This window comes from Amycolatopsis sp. cmx-11-51 (assembly GCF_047608665.1).
In the GTDB taxonomy this organism is placed as follows: domain Bacteria; phylum Actinomycetota; class Actinomycetes; order Mycobacteriales; family Pseudonocardiaceae; genus Amycolatopsis.
In genome coordinates this window covers 361,630-378,032 of sequence record NZ_JADNQO010000006.1, presented here as the reverse complement: position 1 = coordinate 378,032, position 16,403 = coordinate 361,630, and the positions used below count along the sequence as shown (strand labels likewise).

Sequence of the window (16,403 nt, the reverse complement as noted above, 5' to 3'; positions counted from 1 at the left end):
CGGACGACCCGGCTTCTTCCCCACAGGCAGCAACGGTTCCAGCCTCGCCCACTGCTCATTCGTCAGGTCACCACGCCCCATACAAAGATCATCCCAAAACAAGACCCACTTCTGAAACAGGCCCTAGTTGCGGTAGTTCGCGCTGCCAACTACCGCAACTAGAGGACGGAACGCGGCGGGGAGACGCCCCCGATCGAGTGGCGGCTTGCGGTGGTGACGGGACGTTCCCGGCCGGTCACCCATAAAGTAGGCGGAATGCAGGCTTCCAAGATCGCGCGTGCCTGGTTCGGGGCGACGGCGCTGGTGGTGATCGCCGGTCTCGCCGCGCAGATCCCAATCTCGGCGGGCACCACGGGTGGCACCTTCCAGACCCCGGCCGGACGGGTGGCCAACCTGCTGGCCTTCTTCACCATCGACTCGAACATCCTGGTCGGCATCGGCTGCCTGCTGCTCGCGCTCGGCGTCGCGGGCCGGTCGCCCCTCTTCGGCGTCCTGCGGCTGACCGGCCTCGTCGGCATCACCGTGACCGGCGTCGTCTTCCAGGTCGCGCTCGCCGACCTCTACGAACTCCACGGCTGGGCCGTGTTCGCCGACACGATGCTGCACAAGGTGTCGCCGCTGATGTGCGTCGCGGGCTGGCTGCTGTTCGGGCCGCGCGGCCAGTTGTCGTGGCGGGTCCTGTCCTGGTCGCTGCTGTACCCGCTGGGCTGGCTCGCGGTCACGCTGGTGCGCGGCGCGCTCGTCGGGTTCTACCCGTACCCGTTCGTCGACCCTGGCATCAACGGCTACGGCGGAGTCGCCTTCAACTGCGTGCTGATCGGCGTGCTGTTCATCGGGCTCGCGGCGGCCGCGGTCGGTTTCGATCGCACCTTCGCCAGGCGCGATGAGCAGGACGAGAGTTTGGCTTGGGAGCAGAGCTCCTCCGTTGAGGGTGGCGGCGGGGGCGTGGATGGATCAGCCCCGGACGCGGCGGAAGGCGTTGAACGGATCCGCGACGCCGGCACGTACTAGCGTCCGCATCGCGCCGAGCCGGCGGTCCACCGGTTTCCCGGCGGCCACCCGGTGCATCTGCTGGGTGTGCCACTGGATCTCGAGCAGGCTGTCCGCCAGTCGAATGCCCGTCTTCGGCGCTTTGCGCTCGGCTCGCACGTCCTCGCCGCGAAGCAGTCGTCCGGGCAGCGCCGGATCGACGATCAGCGGCCTGCCGAGACCGATGACGTCCAGCGCGCCGGAACGCAGCGCGTCCGCCATCCCCTCCGGGCTGGTGAAGCCACCGGTGACCATCAGCGCGACATCGGTGACCTGCCGCGCTTTCGCGGCGTAGTCGAGGAAGTAGGCCTCACGGCTGACCGTGCTCGCCTTACCGGAGCCCATCATGGCGGCCTTTTCGTAGGTGCCGCCGGAGACCTCCAGCAGGTCGATACCCGCTTCCCCCAGCTCACGGACGACTTCGAGCGATTCCTCCTCGCTGAAGCCGCCGCGCTGGAAGTCCGCGCTGTTGAGCTTGACCGCGATCGGCACGGCGTCTCCGACCTCGCCGCGTACGCGGGCGACCACTTCCAGCAGGAACCGGCGCCTTCGCGGGGCGTCACCGCCCCAGCCGTCGGTGCGCCGGTTGGTGAGCGGCGAAAGGAACTGCGACACGAGATAGCCGTGCGCGCCGTGGATCTGGACACCGGCGAACCCGGCGTCGACGACGGCGCGCGCGGCCACTCCGAACCGGTCGATGATCGCTTCGATCTCGTCGCCGGTGAGCGCTCGCGGCGTCGCGAACACCGAGCGGATACCGCGGTCGCCGAACGGCACCGCGGACGGCGCGACCGGCTGCCGGGACAAAAACCGCGGGCTCTGGCGCCCCGGGTGGTTGAGCTGGACCCACAACCGGGTCTCGGTCCCGTCTGCCGACCGGGCCCACGGCTTGAACTCGGTCGCGTCCGGCTGCCGGGGCACGGCGACGTTGCGAGGTTCGCCGAGCGCGGTGGGATCGACCATGACGTTGCCGGTGATCAGCGTCCCGGCACCACCTCGCGACCACGTCCGGTACAGCTCGGCCAGTTCGGCGGTCGGCCGGTTCCGGCGGTCGCCGAGCTGCTCGCTCAACGCGGCCTTGGCCAGCCGGTTCGGCAGGAGCGCGCCGCACCGCAGTTTCAGCGGTTCGGCCAGCAGTTCCTTGGGCTCGCTCATCGCGCTTCCTCCGCCGGTTACCTACCGATCAGTATCCTTACTCGAAGTAACATACTCGCGGTATGTCGAGTACTCAAGGTGCGCCGAGACCGAAGGGGTTGTCGATCACGTAGCGCCAGAGCCCGTCTTCGCCGCAGCGCGCGACGTCGGTGGCCGTCGCCGCGAGGTGCCCCTCGATCACCCAGTCGACGATCAACAACGCCAGGTCACCGGCCACGCGCACCTGCCGCGGCGTCACGGTGACGGGCTGCCCGAGCGCGAGGATCATGCCGTTCGCGGCCCGGCGTTCCGCACCGGTCACCTGCACGCCGTCACGACGGACGAACACGGCGCCCGGTTCGTAGATCGTGTCGAGGATTTCGGCGGATCCGGTGTTGAAGGCGGCCTGGAAGACGAAGGGATGCTCGGCGGGATCGGCGGTCAAGGGCACACTGGCGGAATGCGTCATGCGGACAGCGAAACCGACCGCGAAGCAGGTCACCAAACGGAAACCTTCGACGGCGAACTCGTCCCCGACGCCCGGGGCCGCACCCGGCGACCGGAACCGGACTGCCCCGTCGAGGTCGCGCTCGCCGCGATCTCGGGCCGCTGGACGACGTTGGTCCTCCGGGAGCTGATGAGCGGCGCCCGGTCCTTCAGCGACCTTCGCGCCGCGTTGCCCGACCTGTCCGCGAAGGTGCTAACAGAACGCCTCGGCGACCTGACCTCGCGACGCCTCGCCGTCCGGGAGGAACTGCCGGGCTTCCCGAGCCGGACCAGCTACCGGCTCACCCCGGCGGGGCGGGCACTGCGGCCGCTGCTGATCGAGCTGTACCGCTCCGGCTCGGCGCTACAAGCCCTGTCCCAGTAGACGAGGCGGAACCGGCTCGACGCGGATCCGCACCTTCACTTCTTCGGCCATCGCCCGCGCCCACTCCTGCAGCCCCGGGATGTCGATCCCGTGCGGCCTGTTCTCGCGGAACGGCTCGATGTTGTCCGCGCCACGCTCCAGCAGCGAGACCGCGCCGCTCCCGTTTCCCCTGGCCACATGGGTCAGACCGACGGCGAGTTGCGCGAGAGCGCGCCACAGCTCCCGCTCCGCCCCGTCGGTGGTTTTCCACGCGTCCTCGAACACCTCGTGCGCGTGGAACGGGCGACCCGCGTCGAGCAGTCGCTGAGCCTCGGCGATGGTGTCTTCGGGGGCCCGTTCGATGCCCTCGGGCTGCCGCTCGACACCGTCGGCGCCGTACGGGAGCGGCCTGCCGAGACCGTCACGAGGACGTGCGTTGCGGGCTCGTCCGGCTTCGTCACGATCCCGGTCGGTCATGCCGACATTGTTCCACGCGGGTATCCTGGGGACTCGTGCGCTTTCTCGACGGGCACCGGCCCGCTCACGACCTGACCTACGACGACGTGTTCCTCTTGCCGAACCGTTCGAACGTGGAGTCCCGCTTCGACGTCGACCTGTCCACCGTGGACGGCACCGGCGCGACGATCCCGATCGTGGTGGCCAATATGACGGCCGTCGCCGGCCGCCGGATGGCCGAGACGGTCGCCCGGCGCGGCGGGCTCGTCGTGCTGCCGCAGGATGTCGACACGGCCGCGGTCTCCGACATCGTCGCCTGGGTGAAGAGCCGCCACACCGTGTGGGACACCCCGCTCGTGCTGACCGGCGGTGACGCGGTCGCCGACGCGCTGAACCTGGTCGGCAAGCGTGCCCACGGCGCCGTCGTCGTGGTGGACGAAGACGGCAGGCCCGTCGGCATCGTCGGCGAAGCGGCCTGCGCCGGTGTCGACCGCTTCGCGCGGCTCGCCGACGTCGCGGAACCCGCACTCGTCACGGTCCCGTTGGACACCCCGCCGCGCGAGGTGTTCGAGCGCCTGCACGCCCACGGTGGCGGTCTCGCGCTCGGCATCGACGAAAACGGCAGGCTCGCCGGCGTCCTGACCGAGACCGCGGCGCTGCGCGCGGAGATCTACACCCCCGCCGTCGACGACGGTGGCAGCCTGCGCGTCGCCGCCGCGATCGGCGTGAACGGCGACGTCGCGGCGAAGGCCGAGGCCGTTCTGGCGGCGGGTGTCGACGTGCTGGTCGTCGACACCGCGCACGGTCACCAGGAAAAGATGATCTCCGCACTCAAGGCCGTCCGGTCGGTGAACCCGCGGGTCCCGGTGGTCGCCGGGAACGTGGTCACCGCGGAGGGCACACGCGACCTGATCCACGCGGGCGCGGACGTCGTCAAGGTCGGTGTCGGCCCCGGCGCCATGTGCACCACGCGGATGATGACCGGCGTCGGCCGCCCGCAGTTCTCCGCCGTCGCCGAATGCGCGGCCGCGGCCCGTGAACTGGGCAAGCACGTCTGGGCGGACGGCGGTGTGCGGCACCCGCGTGACGTCGCGCTCGCACTGGCCGCCGGCGCGTCTTCGGCGATGGTCGGCTCATGGTTCGCGGGTACGCACGAATCCCCCGGTGACCTGCGCTACGACGAGCAGGGCAAGCCGTACAAGGAGTCGTTCGGCATGGCGTCGAAGCGCGCCGTCGGCGCCCGCACGCGCACGGACAACGTCTTCGAACGCGCCAAGAAGGGCCTGTTCGAAGAGGGCATCTCGGCGTCGCGGATGGCGCTGGACCCGGCTCGCCCCGGTGTCGAGGACCTGCTCGACTCCATCGGCTCCGGTGTCCGCTCCGCCTGCACGTACGCGGGCGCGCGGACGCTGGAGGAGTTCCACGAGCGCGCGCTGCTCGGCATCCAGTCGGCCGCCGGATTCGCGGAAGGGCGCCCACTGCCGGCGGGCTGGTGATCCGAAGGCCCGGGGAGTCCCGCCAGGACTGTCCTAAAGGGACTCCCCGGCTCGGCTATCCGTGGTCCTCCAGCATCTCGGTGACCAGCGCCGCGATCGGCGAACGTTCGGAACGGGTCAGCGTGACGTGCGCGAACAGCGGGTGACCCTTGAGCTTTTCGATCACCGCCGAAACGCCGTCGTGCCGCCCGACCCGCAGGTTGTCGCGCTGCGCGACGTCATGGGTGAGCACGACCCGCGAAGCCGTGCCGAGTCGCGAAAGCACGGTCAAAAGCACGTTGCGCTCCAAGGACTGCGCCTCGTCGACGATGACGAACGTGTCGTGCAGCGACCGGCCGCGGATGTGGGTCAGCGGGAGCACCTCGAGCATGCCGCGGTCGAAGACCTCGTCGAGGACGTCCTGACTGACCAGCCCGCCGAGGGTGTCGAACACCGCCTGCGCCCACGGCTGCATCTTCTCGCTCTCGGAACCGGGCAGGTAGCCCAGTTCCTGGCCGCCGACCGCGTACACCGGCCGGAACACCACGACCTTGCGGTGCTGGCGGCGTTCCATCACCGACTCCAGCCCCGCGCAGAGCGCGAGCGCCGACTTACCGGTACCGGCGCGTCCGCCCAGCGAGACGATGCCGACGTCGGAGTCGAGCAGGAGATCCAGCGCCACCCGCTGTTCGGCCGAGCGGCCGTACAGGCCGAACGCCTCCTTGTCACCCCGCACGAGCCGGATCCGCTTGTCCGCGGTGACCCGGCCCAGCGCGCTCGAACTGCCAGCGAGCAGCCTCAGACCGGTGTGGCAGGGCAGCTCACCGACCTCGGGCATCCCGAACTCCGCCGGATCGACGGAAGACCCGCTGAACAGCGCGTCGACCAGGGTCTGCGGGACGTCCACATCCGCCATTCCCGTCCAGCCCGAGGGCGTCACCTCCTGCGCGCGGTACTCGTCGGCCTCGAGGCCGACGGCGCCCGCTTTGACACGCAGGGGGATGTCCTTGGTCACCAGCGTGACCGACGCGCGTTCCGCCGCCAGGTTAAGCGCGCAGGCGAGGATGCGGTGGTCGTTGGAGTCGGTGCGGAAACCGGCCGGGAGCACCGTGGGGTCCGAGTGGTTCAACTCCACCTGCAGGGTGCCGCCGTGCTCACCGATCGGGATCGGCGCGTCGAGCCTCCCGTGCTGACGACGCAGGTCGTCGAGCATACGAAGCGCTTCGCGCGCGAACCAGCCCAGTTCGGGATGGTGGCGTTTCGCCTCCAGTTCACTGATGACGACCAGCGGGAGCACGACCGCGTGTTCGGCGAACCGGGTCACCGACCAGGGGTCGGAGAGCAGGACCGACGTGTCGAGCACGTAAGTGGACCGCTGGGATTCGGGCGAGATCGAGGCTTTCTCCGGGCCAGGGGCACCGGTCGAAGAACGGCCAGAGGCCTTGCGGGGTGAACGCTGCGCAGTCACGACGGCATCTCCCTCGTGGGCGTGGCACCACGCCCGCACTCGCTGGGCCGGGCACTTCCCTGGCCAACCGCTCCTTCCGACGCTTTCCGCGTCAGACGGCGCGGCCACGAGGGCCGGGTGCCGGCCCCCTCGCGCATCCACTGGGCGGCTGTGCCGCCCTGTCGACAACTGCCACGACCAGGGCCTCCCGTGAGAGTCCGCATGGGACGCGAACCCTCACTTCCGGAAGGTACCGGCGTCCGGGCGATCGCGCAGGCAGCCACCACGGTGATTCGCCAAACCGTCATCTCACTGTCGGTCGCACGACATCAACGCTTCGTCACCATCACGGTAGGTAGTAATGATCACCCTTCGGGGACGCCCGTCGACGTGACCCGGATGGATCAACGCGACAGAGGGCGTTCGCCTGATCGAACTCGGGGTTTTACCACGTTCGACAGCGGAGCGCGCTTTGTGACCGAGATAAAGAACCGTACCGAGTGAAGAGGGTCATTTCGCGCTCACACAATGGGCGTACGAGACGGTCACAAGTTCTGGATAGCGAGTAATTTGCTCACCGCGGGACACCCCCACCGGATTTTGGTGCCCCCGAACCTGAATAATCTCCACCAAGGAGTGTGCGAAGTGCTGAAGGAGGCTGGTTTCGTTTTCCGCCGTCGCCGCGGGCGTCATGACGGTCGGCGGGACCGCGTTCGCCGCCACTGGTGACACCACCGGTACGTTCGGCGACGCGTATGCGACGTTCATCGAGGGCGGTGGCGCACTGGGCTATGGCGCCGCTTCGCTGGTCGCAGGTGCCTACACGGGCATTGCTACCACACCAGCGTCGATCCGTCACTCGCTGGAGCACCACAACCACTGATCTTCAGCGTGGACACCGAAGGCCCCGGAGTGCGCACTCCGGGGCCTTCGTCTGTTCGGGTCAGGAACCGAAGCGCCGGTGCCGCCAGGCGTAATCACGCATCGCGCGGAGAAAATCGACCCGGCGGAACGCGGGCCAATACGCTTCGGTGAACCAGAATTCCGAATGCGCCGATTGCCAGAGCAGAAAACCGGAAAGCCGCTGCTCACCCGAGGTACGGATAATCAGATCCGGATCCGGCTGGCCCGAGGTGTACATATGTTCGGAAATGTGGTCGACGTCCAGGATCTTCGCGAGCTCGCGGATCGAGGTGCCCTCGTCGGCGTGCTGGAGCAGGAGTTTGCGGACCGCGTCGGCGATCTCCTGACGCCCTCCGTAACCGACCGCGATGTTGACCTCCATCCCGGAGCGCCCTTCGGTGCGTTCCGCGGCCGCGCTGAGGGCCTTCGCGACCTCAGGGGGCAGTAGGTCAAGGGCTCCCACGATGCGGAGCCGCCAGGGCGTGTGCGGCGCGGCGAGCTCGTCGGTGACGTCGGTGATGATCTTCAGCAGCGGGCTCAGTTCCTCGACCGCGCGGCCGAGGTTGTCGGTCGAGAGCAGCCACATGGTGACGACCTCGACGTCGGCCTCGTTGCACCAGCTCAGGAAGTCGGCGATCTTCTTGGCGCCGGCACGATGGCCGTCGGCGACGTCGGTGAAGCCCGCTTCGCGCGCCCAGCGGCGATTGCCGTCCAGCATGATGGCGATGTGGCGTGGATGACGCCCCTTGGCCTGCTGGATCAGGCGCCTGCCGTAGGCGCTGTACACGACGTCTGACAAGAAGGACCGAAGACTCACGCCAGTGGAGGGTAGTCACCCCGCGAGCCTCAGTGGGACGCGCCACGGACACTGGAAAAAAACCTATGGTGCCGTAGCCTGAAACAGTGCGCGTAGAGACCGAACCCGAGCCGTCCGGCCCCACGCCCTTGGTGGACACCCGTCCTCGTCTGCGGGGACATCTTCACTTCTGGTCCTTCTTCGGCGCTGTCGCCGGAGCCGCGGCCCTCATCAGTCTCGCGGCGTCCACTGTGTCGCCTTTGGCCACTTTGGCCACGTCGATCTACGGCCTGACCGTCCTCGGCCTCTTCGGCGTCAGCGCGCTCTACCACCGTCGCTTCTGGAGCCCACGAGCATACGAATGGATGAAGCGCGCCGACCATTCGATGATCTTCCTGTTCATCGCCGGCACTTACACGCCGTTCACCCTTCTGGCGATGTCCCAGCCGACCGGGTACATCGTGCTGGCGATCGTATGGGGCGGCGCGCTCGGCGGCGTCACCCTGAAGATGCTGTGGCCGAACGCGCCACGGTGGCTGGGCGTGCCGATCTACATCGCACTCGGCTGGGTCGCCGTCTTCGTCCTGCCCGAACTGGGCGCGCACGCCGGCGTCCCCGCGCTCGTACTGCTCTGCGTCGGCGGGCTGTTCTACACCTTGGGCGCGGTGTTCTACGCGGTGAAGTGGCCGAACCACTTCCCGGATACGTTCGGGTACCACGAATACTTCCACGCCTGCACCGTGCTGGCGGCTGTTTCGCACTATATCGCGATCTGGCTGGCGATGTACGCCTAGCCGCAGGTCAGCCGGTCACGTAGCTGATCGTCGTCACTTGAGCTGATCAGCTGAACCACTTCCGAGTTGCCGTTGTGGTTCGGAGCGTTCAGCAGCCGCAATCGCCAATCTTCCGCGTACTCCCGCGGTCCCGAGCGGCGCTTTCAGCTTCCGACGAGTTTCGGCGTAGCTGTGGCAACCAGCAGGCATGGCACCAGCCTCCAAACGAGTCGGCCATCAGGCTGTCCAATTGCGGATCCCATCGCGCCTTCCCCCGCCGCAAACGCGGGTAGTTCCCCTGGTAGTACAGCGTCTGCCAAGGCACCCCGGACGTGTTCGGGGGCCAGGGTGGACAAGGCGGGTCAACTGATCGGCCGGGTGACCAGGAGAGACACACGCGTGTTCCCTCTGGCACAAGAAAGTGCCTTCTTCCGCGCCCCCACCACGGCAGCCATGATCGCCACCATGGCCAAGAACGCACCTCCCCGCCCGCTCGACGACGCCGCCCTCAGCGACTTCCTCGCCGAGCACACCTTCGGCGCCCTCGCGACCCTCAAGCGCGACGGCCGGCCGCATCTCTCCACCGTCGTCTACGACTGGAATCCCGAGGCCCGCGAGATCCGGATCAGCACGACCGAAGACCGCCTCAAGGTCAAGCAGATCCGCAATAATCCACACGCGTCCCTCTACGTCTCCAGCGCCGACCACTGGAAGTTCGCGGTCGTGGAAGGAGAAGCGGAACTCTCCGAAGTCGTTCGAACACAGGAGGACCCGGGCGAGCGCAGGCTTTTCATCACCCTCAGAACCGGGAAACTCTATGGAACGGCCCTCGACATCGCCTAACGTACGCACCTGGGAAAGGCCAGGTGAGGAGACGCCCGATGTGGGAAAAGCGGATGGAGTGGCCGCTCAACGCCGCCGCCGTACTGTTCCTGGCCGCCTACGCGTGGCCGATCCTCCAACCCTCGCTCGGGCATACCGGCAAGGTCTGGTGCGAGGTGGTCACCTGGGTCTCTTGGGCGGTCTTCGCCCTGGACTACGGCGTCCGCCTCAGACACGCCGAGGACAAACGAGCCTTCCTGAAGAACAACATCTTCGACCTGTTGATCATCGTGCTCCCGCTGATCCGGCAGCTGCGGCTGCTCCGGCTCGTCACGGTGCTCAACGTCCTCAACCGCAACGCGGGCCTGTCGCTGCGCGGCCGCGTCGTGGTCTACACGGTGGGCGCGACGGCGCTCATCGTGTTCTGTTCGGCACTCGCCGTGCTCGACGCGGAACGGGCCTCGCCGGACGCGCCGATCACCGACTTCCCGGACGCGGTGTGGTGGTCGATCACGACGATCACCACGGTCGGCTACGGCGACCGTTATCCCGTCAGTGGCACCGGCCGCGTCGTCGCGGTCGGGCTGATGGTGGCCGGGATCGCCCTGCTCGGTGTGGTCACCGCGACGCTGGCGTCGTGGCTGATCCGCCGGGTGACCGAGGCCGACGAGAACGCGCAGGCGGTCACCCGTGAGCATCTCGACGAGCTGACCCGCGAAGTCAAGGCGTTGCGGGCCGAGCTCGCCGAGCAGCGTGCCGGGGTCAGTCCCGCAGCATCGGAGCCGCTAGGTACTGCTCGGGGATAGCGAAGGCGTCCACGAGCGTCCGCGCGTGCGGGCGCAGGTCGGCGCACAGCGCGTTCACCGCGGCGGTGACGGCCTTCGAGCGCCCGGAGGCCAGCCGCCCGTGTTCGAGGAACCAGCCCCGATCCGCCTCGATGTTCGCGAGCGCGTAAAGGTCGCAGACCCGCTCCAGCAGCTCACGGGCCTCCGCGTCGGCACAGCGTTCGATAGCGTCGATGAACGCTTCCAGCACCACCCGATCGACGTGCACGCGCCCCGCGCGCAGCACGTGGTCCTGCGCGTCGTTGAAGACACCGAAGACGCCGGAGGGGTCCGAACTCGCCTTACGCAGGCGCTGCGCGACACCGCCGAGTACGTGCTCTTCGCGGTCTTCGAACAGCTTCAGATGCCACTCACGCGAGTACAGCACGTCGCTGTCGTCGGCGTCGGTGAGCCGCTCGACGACCTTGCGCGCGGACGTCCGTTCGATCACGGCCTCGACGAACTGCTCCGCCACGAACCGCGCGGTCGCGAGCGGGCTGAGGTCTTCGAACTGGTCCTTGTAGCTGGTCAGCAGCCCCTTCGCGACCAGTTGCAGCAGGACGGTGTTGTCACCCTCGAAAGTGGTGAAGACGTCCGTGTCGGCCTTCAGCCCGGCGAGCAGGTTCTCCGAGAGGTAACCGGAGCCGCCGCACGCCTCGCGGGCGGTCTGGATGGTCGCCGTCGCGTGCCAGGTGGACACCGCCTTGATCCCGGCGGCCCGCGATTCCAGCTCGCGCTGCTCCTCCTCCGGCGCGTCCTCGGCGATGTCGTGAAGCTTCGCGACGAGCGCTTCCTGCGCGAAGTGCAGCGCGTACGACGTCGCCAGCGCGGGCAGCAGTTTCCGCTGGTGGGCGCGGTAATCGAGGATCACGACCTCGTCGCCGTCGGGCCGCGCGAACTGCCGCCGCCGCTCGCCGTACCGGACGGCCAGCGCGAGCGCGCGTTTCGTCGCGCTGCCGGCGCTGCCCGCGACGCTGACCCGGCCGCGGATGAGCGTGCCGAGCATGGTGAAGAACCGGCGGCCGTCGCTTTCGATCGGACTCGTGTACGTCCCGTCCTCGGCGACATCACCGAACCGGTTGAGCAGCGCCTCGCGCGGAACCCTCACCTGGGTGAAAGTGAGTCGCCCGTTGTCAACGCCGTTGAGGCCCGCCTTGCGCCCGCAGTCCTCGATCTCGACGCCGCTCACGTTCTCGCCGCGGATCGGCACCACGAAGGCGTGCACACCACGCGACTCGCCACCGGTGATCAGCTGCGCGAACACGACCGCGAGTTCGCCGTCACGGGCGGCGTTGCCGATGTACTCCTTCGTCGCGCCCCGGTCCGGCGTGTGCACGACGAACTCGCGCGTGGCCGGGTCGTAGGTCGCGGTGGTCCGCAGATGCTGGACGTCCGAGCCGTGGCCGTGCTCGGTCATCGCGAAGCAGCCCAGCACGTCCAGATCCTTGATCTCGCGCAGGTAGCGCTCGTGGTGGCGTTCGGTGCCGAGCAACTGCACCGCGCCGCCGAACAGGCCCCATTGGACACCGGCCTTGACCATCAGCGAGAGGTCGCCGAACCCCAGCATCTCGAACGACATCACCGATCCGCCGACGTCGCCGCCTCCGCCGTGCGCCGGGTCGAAGCCGAGCCCCGGCCGGTCGGTGCGGGCGAGCAGACGCATCCATTCGAGGACCTGGGCACGATGTGCTTCCACGTCGAGATCGACGGGGTCCTTGAAGCTCTCGGCCGCCATCTGCGCGCGCACCGCGCGACGCAGTTCGGCCCACCGTCCGTCGAGGACGGTGGTGAGCGCGTCCGGGTCGATCTTCGCGGGAAGTCCTGGTGTGGCCACGATTCCTCCGATGCGGTGCGGTCTGCGCCCAGCCTGCCGCACCGCATCGGGAAGCGCAGGACGAATCAGACCGGTTTCCCGTTGATCGTCGTGTTCTCGAACCGCAGGTCATCGACGCGTTCCAGGGTGTTCTCGATGTTCGCGACCCTGCGAAGCAACAGTCACTCACCCGCAGGCCACGGACGTGTGAGTTAGGCAACCTCGGACGTTGAACGCCGCTTGCCCGCACTTCGTGCTGGAGGAGTTGCCGATGGTGAGTGGGCCGAACCGCGGGAAGTACACGCGGGTTTGGCCGTTGCAGCCCGGCAGGACGTACACGACCGAGCGGCGAGGTGCAGGTCCACATCGCTCTTGAGGTACACGGCGCCGGTGACGAAGGTGCCCTTCGGCACGACGACGTGCCCGCCCCCGCGCGCGTTGGCCGTCTCGAAATCGAGCACGGAGAACGTCCGGTCCGGGAAGACCGGGAGTTTCGCCCGCGCGACGAGGTCGTTGGCCGCGGGCCAGGGAAGTACCGGGATCGAGACCGTGCACGGGGCCGCCGAGGCGGTGGGCGCGAGCAAGGGGCTCGCCGCCACCGCCAGGCCGCCCGCGATCAGCCGCCGCCGGGCGATTCCGCCGTCCATGACGCCTTCTTTCGCAAGAGGACTTCGTTCAAGACGGCGGAAACCCGACTCCGGGGGCGGACCCCGGCTTCAGGAAAGGTCCGGTCCCTGTGAGCGGAGATCGTCGACCTTGGTCATCGCCTCCCGGAGTTCGGCGAGCCAGGCGTCCGCGTGTTCCCCGACCAGCCGGACCGCCCAGGCCAGTGCCTCCGACCGCGACCGCGCGACGCCGGCGTCCACGAGGGTGTCGAGGACCAGGCGCTCCGGCTGCCGCAGCCTGGTCATGACCGGCGCCGAATGCGTGGTGAACAGATGCCTCGTGCCGCCGAGGCTCGCGCCCCAGGCGACCTTGCGCTGATACCGGTGCTCGGCCTGGCGCGCGATCTCGATCCGCTCGTCACGGGTCTCCTCGCGGAACCGGCTGATCCGGCCGTCCTCGGCCGCCGCGCGAGCGGCGTCGTCGGCGTATTCGCCGGTGAGCGGCTGGAGTTCGCCGACGATGACGATCTCCTCGCGATCCACCGTGACCTCGGGGTCTCCGGTGAACCAGCCCTCCGGGAGCCGCCCGCCGAACCACGCGCCCGCGTCGTCCGCCGGCGGGATCTCCGCCTGCTGCCAGCCGCCCCGGCCTTTCCAGTTACCGCGTCCCATCTGCCTCGCCGTCCTGAAGTAGGTGCGCATGCTCGCTCCCGCGATTACATGATTACAACGCTACCGACGCTACGCTCGCGGCGACCGAGATTCAGTCGTGTTCTCCTCCGGCGTAATCCAGGGCAACCCGATGACCTGTGCGGACGTGTCCCCTTCAGTAGTCATCGGGGAAGGGGAACGGCATGCTGAAGAAAGTCATGATCGGCGCTTTCGTGCTCGAAGCGGCTCAACTGGCGGTGATCGCGCCGGCCACGGCGACCACCGATCCCAGCTGGTACCTCGGCCCGAGCGAACTCGGATCCGGGGAACAGATCTACGCCGAGACCAAGGCCGCGGCGGGCGGCTGCTTCCCGGGCGGCCCGGTGACGTCGCCGGGCCTCGCCGCGCCGATCCAGTGGACCGTCGGCGGGAACTTCGGGACGCACGGCGGGTTCGGGAATGTGGTGAAGACGCCCGGCGAGTACGTCGCGACCCTCACCTGCTCCGACGGACGCAAATCGACCCGGATGTTCACGGTGACGGGTGTTCCGCCGAAGTCGACGGCGGCCAGGGCGAAGGGACCGCAGGTCGCGGTAAAGCCGGTGGGAACGCCTCGGCCCGGTGGTGATGCCTTCGGCCTCCGCCCTATGGCGTGGGACTGGTGAGCCCTTGCATCGGTGCAGGCCGAGGCGGTTGTCCGTGAAAGGGATCCCCGCGACAGAATGCAAAGGCTCACTGAGCCTCACGGTCAGACCGGTGATCGCCGCGGTGAAGGCCCTCAGCCGAGCTGGGCGCGCAGTTCTTCGGCTTGGGTGACCGGGCGTTCGCACACGTACCCACGGCACACGTACGCGGCGGCGGCTCCCTCGACCAACGGACGGTCGGCGAGCAGCGGCACGCCGTCGGCGTCCGGGTTCCCGCTCACGACGACGGCGCCGTCCGGCAGCGACGCGACGGCAGCGGCCAGCAGGTCCTCACGCGAAGCGGCGTCCGGTCCGACCACGGCGACCTGGACAGGCCCCGCGGCGGCGGCTTCGGCGACCGAAAGCCAGTGCCCGGCGAACCGCGGCGCGTGGGCGGCGAGCCGTCCAGCCCGCGCCAGCGCCCGCTCGGCCGCCTCGCGGTAGCTGCCCACCTTGTCGTGCCCGGCCAGCACGGACGCGGTCAGCAACGCGTTCGCCAGCGCCGAAGCCCCCGACGGGCTCGCGTTGTCGGTCGGATCGGAAGGCCGCTGCACCAGGACTTCCGCGTCGTCGGCCGTGTCGTAGTAGGCGCCTGGCGAGTCCGGGATGCCGAAATGGGCCAAAGCGAGGTCCAGCAAGGTGATCGCGTCGGCGAGCCAACGCGGTTCCCCGGTCGCCTGGTGGAGTTCGAGCAACCCTTCGGCGAGACACGAGTAGTCCTCCAGCACTCCGGCGGTCGTGCCGACGACGCCGTCGCGCGAGGTCCGGCGCAACCGTCCGTCCACGAAGTGGTTGTCCATCAGGAAAGCCGCCGCACGGGCGGCCGCGTCGATCCACTGTGGACGGCCGAGCCGGGCGCCAGCCTTGGCGAGCGCGCCGATCGCGAGCCCGTTCCACGCGGCGATGACCTTGTCGTCGCGGGCGGGCTGAGGGCGTCCGTCGCGCGCTGTCAGCAGTGCCCGGCGAACCCGCTCGTAGCGCTCCGCGTCTTCGGGATGGGGTTCACGCAGCCGCAGCGTCGACGCGCCGTGCTCGAAGTTGCCTCGCTCGGTCACCTGGAACAACCCGGCCGCCCACGCACCGTCTTCCTCTCCGAGCACTTCGACGAGCTGCGCGGGCGTCCAGACATAGGTGAGCCCCTCGACGCCGTCGGTGTCCGCGTCGAGCGACGCGGCGAACCCGCCTTCGGCCGTCCCCAGGTCGCGCAGCAGGAATTCCGCGGTCTCCTCGACAATCCGGCGCGCGTACCCGAGCCCGGTCACGCCATGGAACTGAGCATAGAAGCGCAAGAGTAGACCGTTGTCGTACAACATCTTCTCGAAGTGCGGCACTTCCCAGCGCGCGTCGACCGAATAGCGCGCGAACCCGCCCCCGAGCTGGTCGTCGAGCCCGCCGAGTGCCATCGCTTCGGCTGTGTGCTTCACCGGAGCGAGGGCGTCCTCGGAGCCGGTGCGTTCGTAGTGGCGCAGAAGGAAGGTCAAGGCCATCGTCGGCGGGAACTTCGGCGCTCCCCCGAATCCGCCGGTCTCGGGGTCGTATTCCTCGCGCAACGACGAGACCGCGCCGTCCAGCGCGGCACCGTCCACAACGGACTCGGGCAGCGGGCCGCTCTTCTCCGTGAGGTGAGCGATGATCTGCTGGGCGCCGGAGCGCAGTTCCTCCGGACGTTCACCCCAGGCTTCAGCGACGGCGACGATCAGCTGCGAGAACGACGGCATCCCGTGCCGGGGCGACGGCGGGTAGTAGGTGCCGCAATGGAACGGCTCCCCCTCCGGGGTCAGGAAGCACGTCATCGGCCAACCGCCCTGGCCGGTCATCGCCTGCGTGGCGGCCATGTACACCGCGTCGATGTCCGGGCGTTCTTCGCGGTCGACCTTGATGTTGACGAAGTTCGCGTTCATCAGCGTCGCGGTGGCTTCGTCCTCGAAGGACTCGTGCGCCATGACATGGCACCAGTGGCAGGCCGCGTAGCCGACCGAAAGCAGGATCGGCACATTCCGCCGCTTCGCCTCGGCCAGCGCTTCTTCTCCCCAGGGCCACCAGTCCACCGGGTTCTCGGCGTGCTGAAGCAGATACGGGCTGGTCGCGGCCTTCAGGCGATTCGACATGCCTCCAGGGTCGCATGCTCAAAAGCACGCGCGC

19 protein-coding genes are annotated in these 16,403 nt (G+C 68.7%); 9 read left to right on the top strand and 10 right to left on the bottom strand.

Annotated features, from left to right (window positions below):
• The first annotated feature begins 255 nt into the window (after window positions 1-255).
• Window positions 256-1,011, top strand: a complete 756-nt coding sequence (locus ACM6LU_RS23555; protein WP_414939898.1) for a Pr6Pr family membrane protein — start codon at window positions 256-258, stop codon at window positions 1,009-1,011.
• Here the strand turns inward: ACM6LU_RS23555 and ACM6LU_RS23550 are convergent.
• Together ACM6LU_RS23550 and ACM6LU_RS23545 are read right to left on the bottom strand one after the other, a co-directional pair.
• Complete coding sequence (locus ACM6LU_RS23550) at window positions 955-2,184, bottom strand: NADH:flavin oxidoreductase/NADH oxidase family protein (RefSeq protein ID WP_414939897.1); 1,230 nt, start codon at window positions 2,182-2,184, stop codon at window positions 955-957. The genes ACM6LU_RS23555 and ACM6LU_RS23550 overlap by 57 nt on opposite strands.
• Window positions 2,185-2,257: 73 nt before the next feature.
• Window positions 2,258-2,632: a YybH family protein gene (locus tag ACM6LU_RS23545; protein ID WP_414939896.1), complete on the bottom strand. Its 375-nt coding sequence runs from the start codon at window positions 2,630-2,632 to the stop codon at window positions 2,258-2,260.
• Here ACM6LU_RS23545 and ACM6LU_RS23540 point away from each other — a divergent pair.
• Window positions 2,624-3,034 carry a winged helix-turn-helix transcriptional regulator gene (locus ACM6LU_RS23540; protein ID WP_414939895.1) on the top strand — a complete coding sequence of 137 codons (411 nt, stop codon included), beginning with the start codon at window positions 2,624-2,626 and terminating at the stop codon, window positions 3,032-3,034. The genes ACM6LU_RS23545 and ACM6LU_RS23540 overlap by 9 nt on opposite strands.
• Here ACM6LU_RS23540 and ACM6LU_RS23535 read toward each other — a convergent pair.
• Window positions 3,014-3,490 carry a DUF309 domain-containing protein gene (locus tag ACM6LU_RS23535; RefSeq protein WP_414939894.1) on the bottom strand — a complete coding sequence of 159 codons (477 nt, stop codon included), beginning with the start codon at window positions 3,488-3,490 and terminating at the stop codon, window positions 3,014-3,016. The two genes, ACM6LU_RS23540 and ACM6LU_RS23535, sit on opposite strands and share 21 nt — an antisense overlap.
• A 35-nt stretch (window positions 3,491-3,525) precedes the next feature.
• On the opposite strand from ACM6LU_RS23535, the gene ACM6LU_RS23530 reads away from it, so the two are divergent.
• On the top strand, window positions 3,526-4,965 hold the full coding sequence (locus ACM6LU_RS23530) for a GuaB1 family IMP dehydrogenase-related protein (RefSeq protein ID WP_414939893.1): 1,440 nt from the start codon (window positions 3,526-3,528) through the stop codon (window positions 4,963-4,965).
• A gap of 55 nt (window positions 4,966-5,020) precedes the next feature.
• On the opposite strand, the gene ACM6LU_RS23525 is transcribed toward ACM6LU_RS23530, so the two are convergent.
• A complete protein-coding gene (locus ACM6LU_RS23525) occupies window positions 5,021-6,307 on the bottom strand; it encodes a PhoH family protein (RefSeq protein WP_414939915.1) in 1,287 nt (428 codons plus the stop codon).
• 306 nt (window positions 6,308-6,613) lie between these two features.
• Between ACM6LU_RS23525 and ACM6LU_RS23520 the strand changes: the two genes are divergently transcribed.
• Window positions 6,614-6,895 carry a hypothetical protein gene (locus tag ACM6LU_RS23520; protein WP_414939892.1) on the top strand — a complete coding sequence of 94 codons (282 nt, stop codon included), beginning with the start codon at window positions 6,614-6,616 and terminating at the stop codon, window positions 6,893-6,895.
• A gap of 187 nt (window positions 6,896-7,082) precedes the next feature.
• Entirely contained in the window at window positions 7,083-7,274 is a 192-nt protein-coding gene (locus ACM6LU_RS23515; protein ID WP_414939891.1) for a hypothetical protein, read from the top strand.
• A 60-nt stretch (window positions 7,275-7,334) separates the two neighbouring features.
• Here ACM6LU_RS23515 and ACM6LU_RS23510 read toward each other — a convergent pair whose 3' ends face one another.
• Entirely contained in the window at window positions 7,335-8,111 is a 777-nt protein-coding gene (locus ACM6LU_RS23510; protein WP_414939890.1) for an isoprenyl transferase, read from the bottom strand.
• 131 nt (window positions 8,112-8,242) lie between these two features.
• Here ACM6LU_RS23510 and trhA point away from each other — a divergent pair, with 131 nt between their 5' ends.
• Window positions 8,243-8,884, top strand: coding sequence for a PAQR family membrane homeostasis protein TrhA (gene trhA, locus ACM6LU_RS23505; protein ID WP_414939914.1), 642 nt, complete (start codon window positions 8,243-8,245; stop codon window positions 8,882-8,884).
• A gap of 88 nt (window positions 8,885-8,972) precedes the next feature.
• Here the strand turns inward: trhA and ACM6LU_RS23500 are convergent, their stop codons facing one another.
• Entirely contained in the window at window positions 8,973-9,188 is a 216-nt protein-coding gene (locus ACM6LU_RS23500) for a BBE domain-containing protein (RefSeq protein WP_414939889.1), read from the bottom strand.
• 23 nt (window positions 9,189-9,211) lie between these two features.
• Between ACM6LU_RS23500 and ACM6LU_RS23495 the strand changes: the two genes are divergently transcribed.
• Both ACM6LU_RS23495 and ACM6LU_RS23490 read left to right on the top strand, forming a co-directional pair.
• On the top strand, window positions 9,212-9,706 hold the full coding sequence (locus ACM6LU_RS23495) for a pyridoxamine 5'-phosphate oxidase family protein (protein ID WP_414939888.1): 495 nt from the start codon (window positions 9,212-9,214) through the stop codon (window positions 9,704-9,706).
• 38 nt (window positions 9,707-9,744) lie between these two features.
• Entirely contained in the window at window positions 9,745-10,491 is a 747-nt protein-coding gene (locus tag ACM6LU_RS23490) for a potassium channel family protein (RefSeq protein ID WP_414939887.1), read from the top strand.
• On the opposite strand, the gene ACM6LU_RS23485 is transcribed toward ACM6LU_RS23490, so the two are convergent.
• The 3 genes from ACM6LU_RS23485 to ACM6LU_RS23475 all read right to left on the bottom strand — a co-directional run bounded on the left by ACM6LU_RS23485 (window position 10,448) and on the right by ACM6LU_RS23475 (window position 13,599).
• On the bottom strand, window positions 10,448-12,343 hold the full coding sequence (locus ACM6LU_RS23485) for an acyl-CoA dehydrogenase (RefSeq protein WP_414939886.1): 1,896 nt from the start codon (window positions 12,341-12,343) through the stop codon (window positions 10,448-10,450). The two genes, ACM6LU_RS23490 and ACM6LU_RS23485, sit on opposite strands and share 44 nt — an antisense overlap.
• A 191-nt stretch (window positions 12,344-12,534) precedes the next feature.
• Window positions 12,535-12,969: a hypothetical protein gene (locus ACM6LU_RS23480; RefSeq protein ID WP_414939885.1), complete on the bottom strand. Its 435-nt coding sequence runs from the start codon at window positions 12,967-12,969 to the stop codon at window positions 12,535-12,537.
• Between the two features lie 69 nt (window positions 12,970-13,038).
• The gene (locus ACM6LU_RS23475; RefSeq protein ID WP_414939913.1) at window positions 13,039-13,599 is read right to left on the bottom strand and encodes a hypothetical protein; all 561 of its coding nucleotides are present in this window, start codon (window positions 13,597-13,599) and stop codon (window positions 13,039-13,041) included.
• 182 nt (window positions 13,600-13,781) lie between these two features.
• Between ACM6LU_RS23475 and ACM6LU_RS23470 the strand changes: the two genes are divergently transcribed.
• Entirely contained in the window at window positions 13,782-14,243 is a 462-nt protein-coding gene (locus ACM6LU_RS23470; protein WP_414939884.1) for a hypothetical protein, read from the top strand.
• Window positions 14,244-14,356: 113 nt separating this feature from the next.
• On the opposite strand, the gene ACM6LU_RS23465 is transcribed toward ACM6LU_RS23470, so the two are convergent.
• The gene (locus tag ACM6LU_RS23465; RefSeq protein ID WP_414939883.1) at window positions 14,357-16,369 is read right to left on the bottom strand and encodes a thioredoxin domain-containing protein; all 2,013 of its coding nucleotides are present in this window, start codon (window positions 16,367-16,369) and stop codon (window positions 14,357-14,359) included.
• Between the last annotated feature and the right edge of the window lie 34 nt (window positions 16,370-16,403).